This window comes from Enterococcus sp. NPDC086594, assembly GCF_044746145.1.
GTDB lineage: Bacteria > Bacillota > Bacilli > Lactobacillales > Enterococcaceae > Enterococcus_D > Enterococcus_D entomosocium.
In genome coordinates this window covers 643,140-659,455 of sequence record NZ_JBIVBP010000001.1, presented here as the reverse complement: position 1 = coordinate 659,455, position 16,316 = coordinate 643,140, and the positions used below count along the sequence as shown (strand labels likewise).

At 41.7% G+C, this 16,316-nt stretch carries 12 protein-coding genes; 9 read left to right on the top strand and 3 right to left on the bottom strand.

What is annotated here, in order from left to right; genetic code table 11:
- The first annotated feature begins 32 nt into the window (after positions 1-32).
- From serC to ACIPK1_RS02990, 3 genes are read left to right on the top strand one after another with little or no spacing between them, the layout of a single operon-like run.
- Positions 33-1,112: a 3-phosphoserine/phosphohydroxythreonine transaminase gene (gene serC / locus ACIPK1_RS03000; protein ID WP_086372363.1), complete on the top strand. Its 1,080-nt coding sequence runs from the start codon at positions 33-35 to the stop codon at positions 1,110-1,112.
- On the top strand, positions 1,113-2,297 hold the full coding sequence (locus ACIPK1_RS02995) for a phosphoglycerate dehydrogenase (RefSeq protein ID WP_016609459.1): 1,185 nt from the start codon (positions 1,113-1,115) through the stop codon (positions 2,295-2,297). It begins immediately after the preceding gene.
- Entirely contained in the window at positions 2,297-3,520 is a 1,224-nt protein-coding gene (locus tag ACIPK1_RS02990; RefSeq protein WP_400449883.1) for a DUF1015 domain-containing protein, read from the top strand. The genes ACIPK1_RS02995 and ACIPK1_RS02990 overlap by 1 nt, the downstream gene beginning before the upstream one ends.
- A 42-nt stretch (positions 3,521-3,562) precedes the next feature.
- Here the strand turns inward: ACIPK1_RS02990 and ACIPK1_RS02985 are convergent, their stop codons facing one another.
- Positions 3,563-4,912 (bottom strand): Nramp family divalent metal transporter, encoded by a 1,350-nt coding sequence (locus ACIPK1_RS02985; RefSeq protein ID WP_301388822.1) that lies wholly within the window; start codon positions 4,910-4,912, stop codon positions 3,563-3,565.
- Positions 4,913-5,068: 156 nt separating this feature from the next.
- The gene (locus ACIPK1_RS02980; protein ID WP_016612861.1) at positions 5,069-7,411 is read right to left on the bottom strand and encodes an ABC transporter ATP-binding protein/permease; all 2,343 of its coding nucleotides are present in this window, start codon (positions 7,409-7,411) and stop codon (positions 5,069-5,071) included.
- A 138-nt stretch (positions 7,412-7,549) separates the two neighbouring features.
- On the opposite strand from ACIPK1_RS02980, the gene ACIPK1_RS02975 reads away from it, so the two are divergent.
- From ACIPK1_RS02975 to ACIPK1_RS02955, 5 genes are all read left to right on the top strand, one after another.
- On the top strand, positions 7,550-8,035 hold the full coding sequence (locus ACIPK1_RS02975; protein ID WP_301388824.1) for a MarR family winged helix-turn-helix transcriptional regulator: 486 nt from the start codon (positions 7,550-7,552) through the stop codon (positions 8,033-8,035).
- Positions 8,036-8,195: 160 nt separating this feature from the next.
- The gene (locus ACIPK1_RS02970) at positions 8,196-9,983 is read left to right on the top strand and encodes a glycoside hydrolase family 13 protein (protein WP_034872136.1); all 1,788 of its coding nucleotides are present in this window, start codon (positions 8,196-8,198) and stop codon (positions 9,981-9,983) included.
- Between the two features lie 304 nt (positions 9,984-10,287).
- Positions 10,288-11,340: an aspartate-semialdehyde dehydrogenase gene (locus ACIPK1_RS02965; protein WP_301388827.1), complete on the top strand. Its 1,053-nt coding sequence runs from the start codon at positions 10,288-10,290 to the stop codon at positions 11,338-11,340.
- Positions 11,341-12,095: 755 nt separating this feature from the next.
- Positions 12,096-12,401 (top strand): hypothetical protein, encoded by a 306-nt coding sequence (locus tag ACIPK1_RS02960; protein ID WP_301388829.1) that lies wholly within the window; start codon positions 12,096-12,098, stop codon positions 12,399-12,401.
- Positions 12,402-12,524: 123 nt separating this feature from the next.
- The gene (locus ACIPK1_RS02955) at positions 12,525-13,502 is read left to right on the top strand and encodes a peptidylprolyl isomerase (protein WP_301388831.1); all 978 of its coding nucleotides are present in this window, start codon (positions 12,525-12,527) and stop codon (positions 13,500-13,502) included.
- Positions 13,503-13,597: 95 nt separating this feature from the next.
- Here ACIPK1_RS02955 and ACIPK1_RS02950 read toward each other — a convergent pair whose 3' ends face one another.
- Positions 13,598-14,098: a hypothetical protein gene (locus ACIPK1_RS02950; protein WP_301388833.1), complete on the bottom strand. Its 501-nt coding sequence runs from the start codon at positions 14,096-14,098 to the stop codon at positions 13,598-13,600.
- A gap of 364 nt (positions 14,099-14,462) precedes the next feature.
- Here ACIPK1_RS02950 and ACIPK1_RS02945 point away from each other — a divergent pair, with 364 nt between their 5' ends.
- Positions 14,463-16,145 (top strand): ribonuclease J, encoded by a 1,683-nt coding sequence (locus ACIPK1_RS02945; protein WP_005228243.1) that lies wholly within the window; start codon positions 14,463-14,465, stop codon positions 16,143-16,145.
- Positions 16,146-16,316 lie beyond the last annotated feature (171 nt).

The window sequence follows — 16,316 nt, the reverse complement described above, 5'->3', positions numbered from 1 at the left end:
TTCACATCTAACATAAAGGAGAGATTTTTTGTATGACAGTTTATAACTTTTCAGCTGGTCCTGCCGTATTGCCCCGTCCCGTATTGGAGAAAGCACAATCCGAACTTTTGAATTACCGCGGAAGTGGGATGTCCGTTATGGAGCTGAGTCATCGGTCCTCCTTGTTTGAAGCGATCATTAAAGATGCAGAAGCACTTTTACGAAAATTGATGGGAATTCCTGAAAACTATCAGGTACTGTTTTTACAAGGCGGCGCGAGTCTCCAATTCAGTATGATCCCTTTAAATCTTGCACAAAACAAAAAAGCCTTATACGTAAATACCGGTTCTTGGTCGAAAAAAGCTATTGAAGCAGCAAAATCGCTTGGAAACGTGACGGTGGAAGTTGTTGCCTCTAGTGAGGATCAAAACTTTACCTATATTCCAGAAATTTCAGAAGATGCGATCGATCAAGAAGCGGCTTATTTGCATATCACCACGAACAATACCATTGAAGGGACGGCCTTTCAAACGATTCCGCAGGCTGGCAATGTGCCGATCGTAGCAGACATGTCCTCAAATATTTTAGCCAATGACTATCGCGTAGAAGACTTCGGTGTGATTTATGCTGGGGCCCAAAAGAATATTGGTCCTGCAGGGTTGACGGTAGTGATCATCCGAGAAGATTTACTCAATGATGATGCTGTTTTCGCTCCAATGCTGGATTATCGTCTACAGGCTAAAAATGACTCATTGTACAATACACCACCAACGTATGCTATCTATATTGCTAAATTGGTGTTTGAATGGTTGGAAGAATTAGGCGGCATTCCTGCAATTTTAGAACAAGACCGCCAAAAAGCGGCGCTTTTATACGAAACGATCGAAGCCTCTGCTCTTTACAGTAGTCCTGTGGCTGTTGATAGCCGTTCACTAACGAATATTCCTTTTGTAACAGGGGATAAAGCATTAGATCAGCGCTTCAATGAAGAAGCTGTCGAAGCTGGTTTTGAGAACTTGAAAGGGCATCGTTCCGTTGGAGGAATGCGAGCAAGCTTGTACAATGCCTTTCCATTAGCTGGCGTTCAAGCGTTAGTCGACTTTATGAAATCATTTGAAGCGGAGGTCAAATAAATGTTCCAAATCAAAACATTCAATGCGATCGCACCAGAAGGATTACAGCGTTTAGAAAAAGAAAAGTATGCCATCAACGAGAGCGACCAACCGCAAGGGATTTTGCTGCGCAGCCAGAAATTGCACGATTACGCTTTTCCTGAAAGTGTCTTAGGTATTGCTCGTGCAGGGGCTGGGACCAACAACATTCCCGTCAAAGCATGTACTGAAAAAGGGATCGTCGTCTTTAATACACCCGGTGCCAATGCCAATGCGGTCAAAGAATTAGTGATTGCTAGTCTGCTCTTAAGTGTCCGCCCGATTTTACGAGGTGCCCAATGGGTCCAAACCTTGAGTGGTGATAATGTGGAAGAACAAGCAGAAGCGCAAAAAAGTCAATTTGCTGGAACAGAGTTAGAAGGCAAAAAGTTAGGAATCATCGGCCTTGGTTCTATTGGAGCGATGGTCGCCAACGATGCTTATCGTCTAGGGATGGAAGTAGTCGGTTATGATCCTTACGTGTCAGTGGATACTGCTTGGACGATCTCTCGTCGGGTCAAGCGTGCCAATGATATTGCGGAAGTCTTTTCAACCTGTGATTTTATTACGGTTCATGTGCCGCTAATGGAAAATACCCATCATCTCGTCGGGGAAGCCGAACTCGCGAAAATGAAACCAACAACGAAGCTATTCAACTTTTCCCGTAAAGAAATCGTCGATACAGATGCCGTTTTACGTGCGTTAAAAGCCGACCGTTTAGCGGGCTATACGACTGATTTTGCGGATGAACAATTGCTGCACAATGAAAAAGTCCTCGTCTTGCCGCATTTAGGAGCATCAACAGAAGAAGCTGAAGTCAACTGTGCCAAGATGGCAGCCCGAACATTGAAAAAATTCTTGGAATTCGGAACCATCAAGCGCTCGGTGAATTTTCCAACCGTTGAGATGGCCTTTCATTCGCCTTATCGTCTGACGATCATCAATCGCAATGTACCGAATATGTTAGGTCAGATTTCATCGATCATTGCGGAATCTGGGATCAATATCGACAATATGCTGAATCGTGGCCGGGAAGACTTTGCTTACACCCTAGCCGATGTCGCTTCTGAAGATGAAGCCTTATTGAATCAATTAGCCGATAAACTGCGGGAGAACGAAAATATCGTTCGTGTACGGGTCATCAAGAATCAGGAGGTTGGGTATTAATGGTTCAAGTATTTCCGTTTAAAGCCATTCGTCCAGAAGCCTCATTGGCAGAAAAAGTGGCCGAGCTGCCTTATGACGTGGTCAATTCACAAGAAGCCGCAGCGTTTGCGCAAGGCAATCCTTACAGCTATTTCCACATCGACCGTTCGGAGATCGACTTGCCAGGAATCGATCCTTATGATCCACCGGTGTATCAAAAAGCGGCTGAAAATCTTGCATCTTTTCAAGAAGAAGGCTGGTTGATTCAAGAAACGGCGCCCGCATATTATTTGTATGAATTGACGATGGCTGGCAGAAGTCAAACTGGGCTTGTCGCCTGTACCTCGATCGATGATTATGTCGCTGGGAAAATCAAGAAACACGAGTTTACCCGTCCAGAAAAAGAAATCGATCGGATCAATCATATTCTGGCATGTGATGCCAATACAAGTCCGATTTTCTTGAGCTATCGCCAACCAGCAGCAGTCAAAGAAGCGATCGATGCGTGGCAAGCAGAGCATGCGCCGATCTATGATTTTGTCAGCTATCATGAGGTGCAGCATCGTGTTTGGCTGATCGATGATCCAGCGCTAGTCGCCTCTTTTGCCCAGCAGTTTCAGGCTGTAGATGCCCTCTATATTGCGGATGGACATCACCGTACAGAGTCAGCAGTTAAAGTTGGCTTGCAAAAGCGAGCCGATGGCCAAAGCAGCCAAGAAAGCGACCGCTTTTTAGCAATCTTATTCCCAGAAAATGAATTAGCGATTTGGGAATACAATCGGGTCTTGCGGGTACCGGTGCCAGAAACCTTTTTTGAGCAGGCAGCCCAGCATTTTACGATTCAAGAAACTACAACGAAGAAACCAGCGCAACGTGGTTCGATTCATCTGTACCTAAACCATGCGTGGTGGGAGTTGACCATCAAACCGGAATCTGTGCCGCAAGATGCGGTAGGACAGCTGGATGTGTCGCTTTTACAACAATACGTGCTGGCTGATATTTTCGCGATCCAAGATGTGCGGACAGACAAACGCATTGATTTTGTCGGCGGGATTCGTGGTCCAGAAGAATTGGAACGTTTGGTGGATAGCGGAGAATGGACATTGGCTTTTTCCATGTATCCAACGCAAATGGCCGATCTTTTGGCAGTAGCCGATGCGGGAGAAATCATGCCGCCAAAATCAACTTGGTTTGAACCAAAACTGTTGAGCGGTCTGTTTTTACATGATTTAGAAACGAATTAACCAAAAAAGCTTACGAGGCTACCTCGTAAGCTTTTTTCGATATTAGAAGTTGCCGAGTGTTTCGATGATCAAGCGGACATTCAAGACCGTCAGTGCAATGGCACAAATCCAGCCTAAGGTAGAGACCCATAGCGGATTCTTGAAGCGTTTCCCCATAATTTTTTTTGAGCTGGTAAAAAGAACCAGCGGAATCATCGAAACGGGTAAGGCGATGCTTAAAAAGACTTGCGAATAGATCAGCAGATCGTCCAGAGCTTGTTCGTTGCCGCCAAAGTAAATTGTACAAAGCAAGACGGGGATCACCGATAAGCCACGGGTGATCAGACGTCGCGCCCAAGTAGGGATCTTCATATGGATAAATCCTTCCATCACGACTTGGCCTGTCAGTGTCCCAGTGATCGTTGAATTTTGACCGGATGCCAAGAGCGCTACGGCAAACAGAACGCTCAAGACTGGACTGGCGACAGCACCAGCAATGGAGTAATCTTGCAATGCATTGAACAGCGCGGAGAAGGTGCCGACTTCTTCGCTATGACCAAAGAACAAGGCGCTTCCTAAGATCAAAAGCAGGCAATTGACCAAAAACGCAGCGGATAATTGGATATTGGAATCCCAAGTAGCGAACCGCACGGCCGTTGCCACTTCTTGGGTATCGCTGCGATCGATTTTTCGTGACTGGGAGATCGAAGAATGCAGATAGAGATTATGGGGCATCACAGTCGCACCAACGATCCCCAATGCCATTGTCAGCTGTCCATGGTTCAAGACTTGCTTTTGGGGAATAAAGCCTTGCAAGACAGCCGGTAGATCCGGTTGAGCAATAATGACTTCGTAACAAAAGACCAGCATAATGACCAAAATCAGTGTCATGACGATCGCTTCGATTTTACGGAAACCTAGTTTCATTAAAAAGAGCAGAAGCAATACATCGAAAATCGTTAAGATGACCCCAACTAATAACGGTAAGCCGAATAGTAGATTGAGAGCGATCGCTCCTCCGATCACTTCCGCGATATCCGTTGCCATGATAGCCAATTCGGTGACGATCCACAAGACAAAGCCTAAACCTTTGCTGGTGTGTTTACGAGTTGCTTGCGCAAGGTCCATCTGGGTCACGATCCCTAGCTTGGCTGCCATGTATTGCAGTAGCATAGCGATCAAACTGGAAATCAAGATCACAGAAAGTAAGAGATAGCCATATTCAGCACCGCCTCCGATCGAGGTGATCCAGTTTCCTGGGTCCATATAGCCCACGGCTACCAATGCCCCAGGACCAGAGAACGCTAAGAGATTGCGCCAAAAGCTGCCGTTTTTTGGGATGGCAACTGTATTATTTATTTCTTCCAAGCTAGGACCGTTGGCCGCTTGGATCAATTTTTTTTCTTCATTCATCGTTTCACACCCTATCTTTTTAGGTATACCTAAAAACAAATCTATTGTATTCCTCATTTATGGATTTTTCAAGAGAAACCTTTTGGAAGTCAGAAGGAAGGACAAAAAAACAGCAGCCAAGGGGATGGCTGCTGCCTGTTAGGTTTTCTTATAAAATTAGTCGGCGCGTAAAGCGATCGCTGCATCTTTTTTCGCTGCCATTCGAGCTGGAATGTGGCCGCCAATCATGGTTAGAACGGTGCTTACGGCAATCAAGATCAGGCCGTGGACCGGATTTAATTGAGCAACATTTTCGAGATCAGTCATACTATATAAGATCGCGTTGATCGGGAATGTAGCTAACCAAGCAATTAGGACACCTAAAGCCCCTGAAGCGATCCCTAAAATACAGGTTTCGGCATCGAAGACGCGGGTGATGTCTTTTTTACGAGCACCTAATGCTTTTAAGACCCCAATTTCTTTCGTGCGTTCTAGTACAGAGGTATAAGTGATGATACCGATCATGATCATGCTGGTTACCAAGGAGATTCCTGCAAAAGCGATCAAGACATAGGTGATGGCATCCATCAAGCCACCAGTCAATTGAGTCATCGTACCGGCTAAATCGGAATAAACGATTTGGTCTTCTTTGTCTTTGCCTTTGTTGAAGTCATCCAAGTAATCAAGGATTTTTTCTTTGGCACTGAAATCATTTGGATAGATCATAATGCTGTTTGGTAAATCACTGCCGCCGAGATAAGCGATCAATGAATCTTTGGCACTTTCGTCAACGGGTTCATTCGTCATCACGTTGGTGTCGCTATCTTTTTGTGCTTGGACGATCGCTGAGTCTTGGTTTTCTTTGATCACTTCTTGCGCGAGGGCATCACTGTAGGCAATGCCGGTTGAAAGCAAGTTCATCGTAGAGTTTTGCTTGATACGTAAGATTCCGCTGATCGTTAATTCTTTGTTGTTGCTGTTATCGAAAACTTCATTTAAATCTTGGTTTGGAATGAAGTTTCCAGTCGGCAATTCGGTGTAAAAGGCATCATTAGACGCCAATGTGATTTTTGTTCCCACGATATCGTCGAAGGAAACCGTGTCACCATCTTCAATATCAAAACCGAGATTGATCAATGCATTGACATTCGTTACGTTGTTTTCATCGACGATCAAAACGACATCTGTGCTGGCACTTGGGTAGCTGCCTTCTAAAAGGTCATAGTTGTCTTTCAAGAAATTGCCGTTATCCTCTGATAACTGCTCAGGGAAAGTCGAAACCCCAATACCGGTTGAGGCACTCATGGCAGACATCATGGCATTGGTCTGTTCATTGTCAGGCGACGCGTTGGAGAAGCTGACTTGTTCCACATTGTCATCGATCTTGCGGAAAAGATTCAATGAAGTTGAACGAGTGTAGCCGATATTGTTACTTAACTCAGGATCAATGTCGTTGATGTAATCGAGAAACTCTTGATCGATTTTGTTGATATGGGTTGCACGATCCGTATCACTTAATTTGGCAGTGACCTCTTTATCTGAAGGGAAATCTTCAGATTTATCCCGCGTACCCATCGCTGATGGATCTTGTTCAGTGGCCACTTGTGAGATCGTGATCGGAAAACGAGCTAATGTTTCTGACTGGGTATTGTCGATTTGTTTTTGGAATCCCGTTGATAGTGACAAAACAATGGCGATTCCGATGATTCCGATACTAGAAGCAAAGGCTGTCAAGAAGGTGCGCCCTTTTTTGGTTCGGATATTGTTAAACGACAAACGTAAGGCCGTCATAAAACTCATTTTTGTGTGCTTTAATTCGAATTGGTCTTTCTTTTGTCCTTCAACATGGGGGTTCGAATCTTTAATGATTCGTCCGTCTTTGAATTCAATGATCCGTCCAGCGTATTTGTGGGCCAATTCAGGATTATGAGTAACCATGATGACCAATTTTTCTTTTGATAGTTCTTGGATCAGTTCCATGATTTGGACACTGGTCTCTGAATCTAAGGCACCTGTAGGTTCATCACAAAGGAGGATATCAGGATCATTTGCTAAGGCACGGGCGATCGCTACCCGCTGCATTTGACCACCAGAAAGCTGATTTGGTTTTTTGTGCATATGTTCTGCCAAGCCCACACGCGTCAAAGCATCGGTTGCTTTGGCTCGTTTTTCTTCTTTTGACACACCGCTCAAGGTCATCCCAAGCTCGACGTTGTCGATGATGCCTAAATGACTGATCAAATTGTAGCTTTGGAAGACAAAGCCAATCGAATTGTTCCGATAGGCATCCCAGTCGCGGTCTTTAAAGGATTTGGTTGATTTGCCATTGATGATCATATCACCAGAGTCGTAATTATCTAAGCCGCCGATCACGTTCAACATGGTTGTTTTCCCAGAGCCGCTTGGCCCTAAAATGGCAACAAACTCTTGTTTACGAAAGGCGACGGTGACGCCGTCGAGGGCTTTCGTAGTACTGGAGCCAACTGTATAATACTTCTTGATATCTTTTAATTCTAACATGGGGTCACTCTTTTCTTGCCGTTTTCACGATTATTTTCATTATGTAACCACGCTATCATAATGGTTAACAAAAATCAACGATTATCATTGTTTAAATAAATAATTTATACTAAACTAAAGACAGAAAAGAGGGAGAGTATGGAAAAAGCGTTAGGAACATTCAATATGGCAGTGTTTGCGGAGATATTTTCGCTGATGGGAAACATATTGTTTGAAGAAATCGGTCTGGAAGATTTAAAATTGACCAAAATGGAAATCTTGGAACTCGTGGTGATCTCTAGTAATGAAGGAATTACGATGTCCGAGTTGGCCCAGCAAATCGGTACATCAAAAGTCCAAATCAGTCGTTCGATCTCGGGGTTGGAAAAGGCTGGCTTTGTGGTACGCAAAACCAACGGCGTCAATCGTCGCAACGTCAATGTTTATTTGGAAGAAGCTGGGAAGCAGTTGTTTGTCCAAAAGAAAAAACAAGTGGAAGAACGCTTGAATGCCAAAACCGCTCAAATGGCTGCGGAAGATATCCAGCAGTTGAGTCAGTCGTTGACGGAGGCAGTGGGGATCTTGCGGAAATATGACATTTTACGGACTGGCAATCAATGTGAGAAGAAGACACAGTTTGATTAAAAAAGGGTGAAGCAATCGTTTGCTTTTTAATTGCTGAATTAATTTCATATTGACCTATATTATCGATTTATTAGATAAAGCAACCGATTGCGTTTTTCTCTTGTTTTGACTTCTGATTTGTGCGACAATGGGTATATCAAACAAGTCAAAGGAGTCTGCTATGAATACTACTGCCATCTATCATCGTCCCGAAAGTGAATTTGCGTATTTGTACGAGAAGGATAAAATGCATATCCGTTTGCGTACCGCCCGTCAAGACGTCCGCCATGTCCAGCTGCTTTGCGGTGATCCTTACACACTGTATAAAGAAGCTTGGTACCAACAAAGAATTGAAATGCAAAAAATTCTTTCCACGGACTTGCATGATTATTGGCAAGTATCGGTCGGAGCAGAATTCCGCCGTTTGTCTTACGGCTTTTCCATCGAAAGTTACGATGGGTTGCATGTCTTCTATGGGGATCACGGGGTCTACCCCTTTGAACAGCAATATTTAGAAATGAACAACAATTATTTTCGGATGCCTTACTTCCAAGAAGCCGATCGTTTCAAAATTCCCGAGTGGGCGAAAGAAACGGTTTGGTATCAAATTTTCCCTGAGCGCTTTGCAAATGGGGACCCATCAAATGATCCTGAAGGTGTGTTGCCATGGGGCTCAAAAAATCCCGATCGCCAAGACTTTTTCGGTGGGGATCTACAAGGAGTCATCGATCATTTGGATTACCTTGTCGATCTAGGAATCAATGGGATCTATTTCTGTCCGATTTTTGAGGCATATTCGAATCACAAGTATGATACCATCGATTATTTGGCCATCGATCCTGCTTTTGGTGATAACGATACCTTTAAACGATTAGTGGAGGAATGCCACAAACGCGGCATCAAAGTTATGCTGGATGCTGTTTTCAACCATATGGGGGATACTTCGCATCAATGGCTAGATGTCATCAAAAACGGCAAAGATTCGCCGTTTGCTGATTGGTTCCACATCAATGAGTTTCCTGTCAACTACAAAGAAGGGGAAAACTTTGAAGATGCTTATGACATCACCTATGATGTTTTTGCCTTTACGCCGCATATGCCGAAACTCAATACGGAAAATCCCGATGTGCAAGATTATTTGTTGAAGATCGCTCGTTATTGGATCGAAGAATTTGATATCGATGCTTGGCGCTTGGACGTGGCTAATGAAGTTAGTCACTTCTTCTGGAAAAAATTCCGCCAAGTGTGTGATGAGGCCAAAGATGATTTTTATATCCTTGGGGAAATTTGGCATTCTTCTCAACGCTGGTTACAAGGCGACGAGTTTCATGCAGTGATGAACTACGCCTTTACAGATGCAATTATTGAATATTTTGTCAAAGACGAGATCTCCATGACGAAAATGGTCTCGGAATTAAATAACCAGCTGATGTTGTATCGGGAGCAAACCAACCAAGTGCAGTTCAATATTTTAGATTCTCATGATACCCCGCGTTTGTTAACTTTGGCTCGGGGAGACAAAGACTTGATGCGCCAAGTGATGGCCTTTACGTATCTGCAACAAGGAGTTCCTTGCCTGTATTACGGCGATGAGATTGGTTTGACCGGTGATATGGATCCGGATTGTCGTAAATGTATGATTTGGGATGAGGAAAAGCAAGATCGTGATTTGCTGCATTTCACCCAGTCATTGATCAAACTACGCAAAGACAACCAAAAAGTCTTATCTGAAGGTTCCTTGAGTTGGAACTGGGTTTCGGAAGAAGATGGCCTGATCATTTTCGAACGAGAGTTGGGGGCACAGCGGATCATCGGTATTTTCAACACTGGCGAGGACCAACTTACACTCTCTCGTCCTGATTCAATTTTGATGGAACAGTTTGTCCAACTGGAAGATGAGACGATGATCATCGATAACAAAGGCTTTGCTATCGTGAAAGTAAATAACGAAGAATCGAATGAAGCATAAAAATGAGGCAAGAATTGCATATGCAATTCTTGCCTCATTCAATGTTTTGGGTATTTTTAATTTCCCCATGCACGTTGGAAAGAATCTTCCCCAAAATTCCTTCTGTCGGTATTATATCCTATAACACCTAAATGTGACAAATGATAACCCTTAAATATAGGTAGTTTTTTCCTGAAACGGGGAAAACGATTGAAAATTTAGATAGTTCTGCCTTCTTTTTGCGCTTCTTTCCACGAAAGGCCTTTTCTTTTTTACAAGATATGATAAACTAGTAAAAATGTATTTTTATTCGAGGAGTGATTTGATGAGTACAGGGTATCACATAGCAGTTGTCGGAGCTACCGGCGCAGTAGGAACAAAAATGATTGAGATGTTGGAGAAGACCACGTTGCCGATCAAAAAAATAACGTTGTTGGCATCCAAACGTTCTGCTGGGAAGACCCTTGTGTTCAAAAATGAACCGCTCGTTATTCAAGAGCTGACCGCAGATTCCTTTGCGGGAGTCGATATTGCATTGTTCAGTGCCGGTGGTGGCATTTCAAAACAATTTGCTCCAGAAGCAGTCAAACACGGTGCAGTCGTAATCGACAATACCAGTCATTTTCGGATGGATCCGAATGTTCCTCTAGTCGTTCCTGAGGTGAATCCTCATGCATTAGCACAACATAAAGGAATCATTGCCAATCCGAATTGTTCAACGATTCAAATGATGGTGGCATTAGAACCGATTCGTCAAAAAGTCGGTTTATCGAGGGTCTTGGTTTCAACGTATCAAGCAGTTTCAGGTGCTGGCGCACAAGCATTGGCTGAATTGACTCGTGAATCTCAAGAACTATTAGCCGGCAAAGCCGCTGATGAACTAAACCCTGAGATTTTACCAGCAGGCAGCGATAAAAAGCACTACCCAATCGCGTTTAATGCCTTGCCACAAATCGATGTCTTTGCTGAAGATGACTATACTTATGAAGAGTGGAAAATGATCAATGAAACAAAGAAGATCATGGAAGATACGCAGATCAAAGTAGCAGCTACGTGTGTGAGAATCCCTGTGTTTAGCGGTCATTCGGAGTCGATTTATATCGAGACCAAAGACCATGCCAGTGTTGAGGAAGTTAGGCAGTGGATCATCGAAGCCCCAGGAGCTGTCTTGCAAGATGATCCGAGTCAACAAGTGTACCCGCAAGCTTTGACCAGTGTGGACAAAACGGAAACCTTTGTTGGTCGGATTCGCAAAGATTTGGATGTCGAAAACGGCTTGCATTTATGGGTCGTTTCTGATAATTTGCTGAAAGGTGCGGCATGGAACTCTGTTCAAATCGCCGAAAGCCTGCATCAGCAAGGATTAGTTCATGTGTAAACCATAAGTTTTTCAGAAAAGTGTGGTGAATGCCACGCTTTTCTTTTTTTATTGTATAATGATTCTTTGCCATTTAGTGTTGGTAGAGAAAGACATAATTGAAACTTAGTTAAAACCAGTTAGGTATAGTGCTTAACTGGTTTTTTATTTCATTTGATTCTTTTGAGAGATAGCAGTTTTCATCCACAAAATTTGTTTGAGCGGTGAATACCGACTGACATTCTTTGCAGTGAAATCGTGTACATGCCAAGCGTAATTCTGTTTTTGTTACTCAATAAAGCAAAAGTTGGTCTTTTGTCTGATGTGATTTTATCTTAGTCGACTAAATTCTACCAATTAGGCTATCTCTTTTTCTATATTTTTTGTCCGCTAAGTTTTTCTTTTTTTGTGTGCTGTTTAGGATCTAGCATAATTTTTATAGTAGGCATCTAACATTTCTTTACGGAGTTAAAATGAACAATAGTGTAAAGTGATAAAACCTACCTTATTTTGAAAGGTGGATACATAGAATGAAATTAAAAAAATCATAAATAGCACATATTTGTGTGATAAAAGAATATTTTATTAAGAACATTTGTTTTTAAATGTGTCAAAGACATTGTTTGTTCAAACATAATTTTCGAACAATTGTTACCTTTCGTTAATGTAAGCTCAACTTAAATTATAATTAAGGAAATGTAAAAATAATATTCCTTCCTATCGTTTACATTAAAGGTGTGTCAAGGACACAAAAAAATAAGATTGGAAGTGGATTTATGAAAAAAGTTTTTTTGGTAGTAACAGCAGCGTTGGCAGTCATCAGTTTAGCAGCATGTGGACCCGGAAGTTCAAAAAAAAACCCAGAAAAATCACCGAAAACCGAACAAAAGCAAAAAAATAAATATGGTTCCGAGCAATCACCTAAAAAGCAGACGCCTAAGAAACAGACACCTAAAGGACAGACACCTAAAAAGCAGACACCTAAGAAACAAATGCCTAAGAAGCAAGAACCGAATCAAAACAAGGAAAAAGGGGAGGGATCAAAATCTAAAGACTCAAATGGACAGAAATCAAATGAATAAATTTGTTTGTCAAAACTAGATAATGGCTAAAGAAGTCCCGGTTCAAACAGGAGAACCAGGACTTCTTTAAGTGAAAATACGTATTTGATTATCAAACATTCACAAAAATGGAGGAACTGTAAGATGAGAAAAAAACTTTTATTTGTAGCTATGTCAGTAGGATTGCTTTTGTTTTCGGCATGCTCTAAGAGTGCTGATAAAGAGACCGCAGTAAGCTTTAAAGGTGGTACAATAACACAAAAAGACATCAATGATCAATTAAAAAAAATCAAAGGTGCAGATTCAGCAATCCAGCAGATGGTAGTTGAACGAGTGTATGAGAATAAGTATGGAGACGAAATAGCTACGAAGGATATTGAGAAAGAGTTTAATAAAATCAAAGAACAAGCCGGGAAATCCTTCGATTCTCAATTAGCTAAGTCTGGTAATACGGAATCAGAAGTAAAGCGAAAGATAAAGCAACAACTAGCCTTTAAAAAGGGCCTAGAAACTAATGTAGAAGTAAATCAAGAGAAATTAAAAAAAATATGGGAGACTTTCCATCCAGAAGTAGAAGTACAGCAAATTAAATTGAAAAATGAAGAGGATGCAAAAAAAGTAAAAAAATCTTTAGATGAGGGAGAAGATTTCTCGAAGTTGGTGAAGGAAAAATCAATAGATCAAAAATCAAATTCCAATGATGGGAAAGTGACATTTCATTCATATGCTTCATCTGTGCCAGAAGAAGTGAAAGAAGCTAGCTTCAAACTAAGTAACAGCGATATTTCAGAGATTATTCCGGTAAAGAATCTTATGACAAAACAAACGAGTTACTATATAGTTAAAATGATTCAGAACCAGGAAAAAGGAGATGATATTGAAAAATATTCTGACGAGTTAAAGCAAATTATAATTGAAAAACAATTAGCTGATCAAAAATTCGTAAAACAATCAATAAGTCAGGAATTGAAAGCTGCAAATGTGAAAATCAAAGATGCAACATTAAGTAATATTATGGATTCTTTAATTCATCAGGAGAATAAACAAGTGCCTAATAAGAATAACGAAAATGAAAAAGAGTCAAAATACAAAGATTCAAACCAAAAGGAATCAAAAGAATAAACATTTTGTGAAATCCAGAGAAGATTTAAAGAAGCTCAGGGTCAAACAGGAGAACCGGGGCTTCTTTAAACGAAAAGATAGGGTGTTTGCCTCAATCATTTAGGGATTGTTTTTTCTTCTTTTGAGTTATCATTAATAGTAAGCATGTGATCAAGGTTTGATTCGTATTTTTCTTCTACTTTAATAGGGGAATGCTTATGAATAATAGCTATAGATTTTGACATCGTAGAATAGTACTTTTCAACGGATTTTTTATATTGTTCCGGAGTGAGGTATTCGTTAGTTTGATACTCGGCGCTTCTTTCTAATGCTACTAAGGCAGCGTAATAATTCTCGAATGCCGATCTTAGTTCGGCATGTTTAATTTTTTTCGAGTCGTCCGTACTTAGTAAGCCAGTATGTTCTTTTAGAAAATTTAATTCTGCTCGTAGACTTTTTTGTATTAATTTCCAATTGTTTTCATCTTTTACATCATACGACCACCTTGTTTCAAGTGACTGCTTCATGATGTTAGACAGCTCATCTTCAGGAGTTTTTGAGCAACTTGCTAAAAAAAAGGATAATGTTATCAATCCAACAATAATATATTTTTTCATGTAATACCTTCTTTCTCTCGAATGGTATCGATTACATTTTTAAAATACCAGATAACTATGAATTTTTTCTAAAATATATAAGAAAAAGCAAAATTGTTAACTCATCTAGATATTTTGAGACTAATTGAAAAATCAAAAAATATATGTATGCATTCCCGCATTTTTGAATTCCTTTGACTACCCTTTAGTTGCGTTTTATTGCGAATGTTTGCGCTATTTTGTGTCATTGCGCTAACGAAAAACCTTAACGTTGCGAGATTTTGCGATTGATTGCAAGTAATATTGTTATTTTTGTTGTATAATAATAGGGACGGCTTATGCTTGGGAAATAATACAGTAGAAAAAAATTAAGAGGTGAATAAAAGTGGAAACGATAAAAATCATTCCTCTTGGCGGTGTACGCGAAAACGGAAAGAACATGTACATTGCTGAAGTTGGCGAGGATATATTTGTGCTGGATTGCGGTGTCCGTTACCCAGAAAATGAATTATTAGGGATCGATACAGTGATTCCAGACTTCACATATTTAGAAGAAAATGCCGACCGTGTGGCTGGTGTCTTCTTGACCCACGGGCATGCAGATGCGATTGGTGCATTGCCTTATTTCTTGGAGAATATCCAAGTACCGGTCTTTGGGACCGAGTTAACGATCGAACTAGCAAAATTGACCGTGAATAAAAATGAAGCTACCAAGCGCTTCAAAGATTTTCATGTGATCGATGAACATTCGGAGATCGACTTTGGCCATGCGACCATCAGCTTTTTCCGTACGACCCACTCTATCCCTGATTCTGTTGGAATCAGCGTAAAAACAGAAGCTGGCAATATCGTTTATACAGGAGATTTCAAGTTTGACCAAACAGCGATCCCTATGTATCAAACCGATTTTGGCCGCTTAGCGGAAATTGGAAAAGAAGGAGTCTTAGCATTGCTAAGTACGTCCTCAAATGCCGAAAATCCAACGCCGATTGCTTCTGAATTGACGATCCAAGATGAAGTTTATGACAATATCCGTTACTGGGAAGGTCGGATCATCGTCGCTAGCGTTGCTAGCAATTTGCAACGGGTGCAACAAGTATTAGATGCGGCGTTTCGTTCTGACCGCAAAGTCGTTTTGACTGGTCAAGATTTTGGTCGGATCATCAAAACGGCCATGAAGTTAGGGAAATTAAAATTACCTGCCGAAGACTTGCTGATCACCCAAAAAGAAATGAAAAAATACTCAGACGAACAGTTGTTGATTTTAGAAACAGGTCGTATGGGGGAACCAATCAAAGCGTTGCAAAAAATGGCCAACGGCTCTCACCGGACGCTGCGCATCAAAGAAGGAGATCTTGTTTACATCACAACGACGCCGACAACGGCAATGGAAACGGTGGTTGCGAAAACGGAAGATATCATCTATCGCGCTGGCGGTACCGTGAAACAGATCTCGGATAATTTCCGTGTTTCTGGTCATGCCAACCCGAATGATCTGCAGCTGATGTTGAATATGATGAAACCGAAGTACTTTATCCCTATTCAAGGCGAGTACCGCCAATTAGCCGCCCATGTGGACTTGGCGCAAGAAGTCGGGATTCCGATGAAAAATATCTTCATTACTGCGCGTGGGGATGTTTTAGAATACAAAAAAGGCGAAATGATCGCCGCAGGTGCGGTCCCAGCTGAAAACGTCATGATCGACGGGATCGGTGTCGGAGATATTGGGAATATCGTCCTGCGAGACCGCAAAGTCTTATCTGAAGATGGAATTTTCGTTGCAGTAGTGACGATCAATCGTCGCGAAAAGAAAATTATTTCTGCCCCTCAAATCACTTCTCGCGGGTTTGTCTACGTGAAAGCCAGCCGTGACCTGATTCGTGAAAGTGGCGAGATCGTAGAAGAAATCGTAGAAAAACACCTTCATGATGAAGAGTTTGAATGGAGCAAATTGAAACAAGATATCCGTGATCGTTTGAGTCGTTTCTTGTTTGAACAAACCAAACGCCGTCCAGTCATCTTGCCGGTCATCATGGAATCAAGCCAAAGAAATCGCAACCGTAAATAATTCGTTTTGACCTACTGACAAAAGCTGGTGAAAGAATAGCCGTTTGACGGCCGATTTCTTTTCGCCGAAGCTTTTGTTTTTTTTTGTGCAAGAAACAGGCGGCGTTTTTTCAATAAATGCCCCTTATTTTGATCGTGAATGGGCAGATAAGGATTGACGGCGAATGGATTT

Excerpts from the sequence above, each read along its gene's own strand:
- serC (WP_086372363.1), top strand. The coding sequence starts at position 33 with ATGACAGTTTATAACTTTTCAGCTGGTCCTGCCGTATTGCCCCGTCCC.
- ACIPK1_RS02995 (WP_016609459.1), top strand. The coding sequence starts at position 1,113 with ATGTTCCAAATCAAAACATTCAATGCGATCGCACCAGAAGGATTACAG.
- ACIPK1_RS02990 (WP_400449883.1), top strand. The coding sequence starts at position 2,297 with ATGGTTCAAGTATTTCCGTTTAAAGCCATTCGTCCAGAAGCCTCATTG.
- ACIPK1_RS02985 (WP_301388822.1), bottom strand. The coding sequence starts at position 4,912 with ATGAATGAAGAAAAAAAATTGATCCAAGCGGCCAACGGTCCTAGCTTG.
- ACIPK1_RS02980 (WP_016612861.1), bottom strand. The coding sequence starts at position 7,411 with ATGTTAGAATTAAAAGATATCAAGAAGTATTATACAGTTGGCTCCAGT.
- ACIPK1_RS02975 (WP_301388824.1), top strand. The coding sequence starts at position 7,550 with ATGGAAAAAGCGTTAGGAACATTCAATATGGCAGTGTTTGCGGAGATA.
- ACIPK1_RS02970 (WP_034872136.1), top strand. The coding sequence starts at position 8,196 with ATGAATACTACTGCCATCTATCATCGTCCCGAAAGTGAATTTGCGTAT.
- ACIPK1_RS02965 (WP_301388827.1), top strand. The coding sequence starts at position 10,288 with ATGAGTACAGGGTATCACATAGCAGTTGTCGGAGCTACCGGCGCAGTA.
- ACIPK1_RS02960 (WP_301388829.1), top strand. The coding sequence starts at position 12,096 with ATGAAAAAAGTTTTTTTGGTAGTAACAGCAGCGTTGGCAGTCATCAGT.
- ACIPK1_RS02955 (WP_301388831.1), top strand. The coding sequence starts at position 12,525 with ATGAGAAAAAAACTTTTATTTGTAGCTATGTCAGTAGGATTGCTTTTG.
- ACIPK1_RS02950 (WP_301388833.1), bottom strand. The coding sequence starts at position 14,098 with ATGAAAAAATATATTATTGTTGGATTGATAACATTATCCTTTTTTTTA.